The organism is Flavobacterium hydatis (genome assembly GCF_000737695.1).
Lineage (GTDB): Bacteria > Bacteroidota > Bacteroidia > Flavobacteriales > Flavobacteriaceae > Flavobacterium > Flavobacterium hydatis.
In genome coordinates, this window is sequence record NZ_JPRM01000073.1 from 1 (window position 1) to 3,141 (window position 3,141).

Sequence of the window (3,141 nt, forward strand, 5' to 3'; positions counted from 1 at the left end):
GCTTTCCAAGTATTGGTATATGTTCCAGAATTTATACAAGTTCCCGCAACAAAAGCACCACTTACTTTAGTGTACGTTACAGTTCCGCCACAATTATCAGTTGCTACAGGAGTATTCGCTTGAGCCGCAGTTAATCCTGCAGTATCGCTACATTGTAAAGTTACATCAAGAGATGCAGGAGCCGTTGTCCAAGTTGGAGCTGTTGTATCTTGTATGGTAATTGTTTGCGTAAATACAGTAGACTCATTCGTACAAACATCAGTTGCTTTCCAAGTATTGGTGTATGTTCCAGAGTTTGCACAAGTTCCTGCAACGAATGCGCCAGAGATTTTAGTGTACGTTACCGTTCCACCACAATTATCGGTTGCTACAGGAGCATTCGCTTGCGCAGCAGTTAATCCTGCAGTATCGCTACATTGTAAAGTTACATCAAGAGATGCAGGAGCCGTTGTCCAAGTTGGAGCTGTTGTATCTTGTATGGTGATTGTTTGCGTAAATACAGTTGATTCATTCGTACAAACATCAGTTGCTTTCCAAGTATTAGTATATGTTCCAGCGTTTGCACAATTTCCAGCAACAAAAGCACCGCTAACTTTAGTATACGTTACAGTAGAACAAGCATCAGTTGCCACCGGAGCACTTGCTTGAGCTGCAGTTAATCCTGCAGTATCGCTGCATTGTAAAGTTACATTAAGCGCAGTCGGAGCGGTTGTCCAAGTTGGAGGAGTTGTATCTACAACATTAATAGTTTGGCTTACAGGAAGAGATGTGTTATTACAAGCATCTTTTGCAGTCCATGTTCTAGTTATAGAATACGTTCCTGGGCATGATCCAGGAGTATTTACGTCTGCAAAAGTAAGAGAACTTACCGTACCACTATTATCAGTGGCTGTAGCAACAGCAAATACAGGTGTCTGCGGGCAGTTAATAGTTGAAGCCGCAGGCAATGGATTTACTATTGGTTTAGTAGAATCTCCACTATTGATGGTTACAGAAAGTTGTTGCTGACAGCTATTGGCATCAGTTACAGTTACAATGTAAGCACCAGAAAGAATGTTCGTTAAATCTTGTGTTGTTGAAGCGAATGGATTTCCATCTTTTGTCCAGCTATAAGTGTAAGTACCTGTACCACCACTTACAGCTATATCTATTGCGCCAGTAGCATCATTATTACATAATACATCAGTTTTAGATGTTAATGTAACTGCTAAGGCAGCTGTAGGTTGCGTAATAGGAATAGTTAGAACTGCTTTACATCCATTTGCATCTGTTGCAGTAACTTCATAAGACCCAACAGTTAAGCCGGTTAAGTTTTGTGTAGTTGCATAAGGACTTCCGTTTTTCTTCCAAGAATAAGTATAAGGTGCAACACCACCAGTAGCATTATTAAGAGTAATTGCTCCGGTAGAAGCTCCAAAACATTTTACATTAACATGCGATGCAACAACTTCTGTTACAACTACATTACTCACAGTTACAACAACAGGTTTTATATCAGAACAACCAGAGGTAAGGTTTTTTCCTTTTATGTAATAAGTTCCTGCAGTAGCCGTAGTTGGAGTAGTGTAAGGAATGGTAGCCGCAGCATCTTGCCAATACGTATATGTTAATCCAGCAGTACTACCAGCTGTAACAGCAGGAGCAGTAATATTTACCGTATTAGGGAAACATACTGGAGCAGGATTTGTAATTACTAAAGTATTTGTAGCAAAACTTTTTGCTTTTAAAAATACACCTGCATCATAAAGTTGATCAGATGCATCGGCAATAGCCATTTTTATTTTATAGGTTTGTCCAGGAGTAACAGCATAAGTAGCAGTAAGAACAGTGGTTGAACCATCATATTCCATTGTTGTTGCTCCAGGAGGATTATTTACATAATACGCTGCGTTTTTGGCAGGAAAAGCAACGTTGTTTACATTAGTTCCTGCAGAGTGAATGTTGTTTATAGTTACCGCATCATTATTTGGTAATTGTGCAAGATTTACTGAATTATTAGTGTAAGTACCAGTGATACCAGGACCACTTAAGAAAAAACCGAAAGCATCATTAAAGTCCGTATTAACATATTCAAGATACTCTTCTGAAGCAAATACAAACTGAAACTCAACAAGGTTTCCATCAGGAACAAAATTAAATTCAAGGATAGCTGCATCATGCATTGTTTCACCAGAAATGTTTGCTAAGTCTGGATCACTTGCATTATTAACCATCGCATCAGATTTGTTTGTGTAGGTATTAGGACCCATTGCAGAATTTATTTTTCCAGTTGCAATTAAAAGACCTTCATCAATTGGGAAAGTAGAAGTTCCTTTGCTGTAATATCCTAATTGTCTATCACCAGCAGTCGAAGACCAAGCATGATCATTCCAGTTCCAGTTGTTCCCACTTTTTTGGTAATAACCAAACCTAACATTGCTCACAATCAAACAGCCAGAAGTTAATATGTTTCTTACTAACTGATCAGCATTATATCCATTATTTCCGGCAGCTGGATTAGCAACATCAATAGATCCTGCTACTGCTAATGCTTGTACGGCATTTGCTTGTACGGCATCTGAACTTAAAAGAGCACTTTTCTTGGCGGTAAATTTATTTTGGTAAGGCGTATTCCCAATTCTAATCGGAATGTTTTTTTCTTGAGCGAATAAACCGGAAGAAAAAAAGAATAATCCTAAAATAGTTAATAAAGTAATTTTTTTCATAATCTTTAATTTCAAAAATTAATAGTTTCTCTAAAGTGATATCCTACATGTATTTTATTTAAATATAATTTTGGTGCGTTTAGGAATTAAGATCCTTTAAGTAGATTTTTTCTGTTTGGGTTTTCCTTTTTTTTGCCTTCATATTTTTGATTTTGTATTTTATGAAATTTTTATTTTTTTAACATAATCAAAGTTATATAGTCTGTTTTTAATTGATTTTTTTTTCCTGCAAATGACTCAAATACTCGTTGAAAAGACATTTTTGACCTAAAAATTGACAAAAAAGACGTTTTATTTTTGCGTTTTTTAATTTTTTTAGAAGCAATTTTTGTCAAAATCTTTATGCAAAATAAAATTTTATTATTTTATAAATAATTGATAATCAATTATTTATGTGTTTTAAATTTTTATTTGAAACATCGATGAAATACAATTA

1 protein-coding gene is annotated in these 3,141 nt (G+C 35.8%); it reads right to left on the reverse strand.

The genetic code is table 11. The features are described 5' to 3' along the window. A partial coding sequence (locus tag IW20_RS25065) for a choice-of-anchor L domain-containing protein (RefSeq protein WP_035629081.1) occupies positions 1-2,705 on the reverse strand: 2,705 nt, incomplete at its 3' end. Positions 2,706-3,141 lie beyond the last annotated feature (436 nt).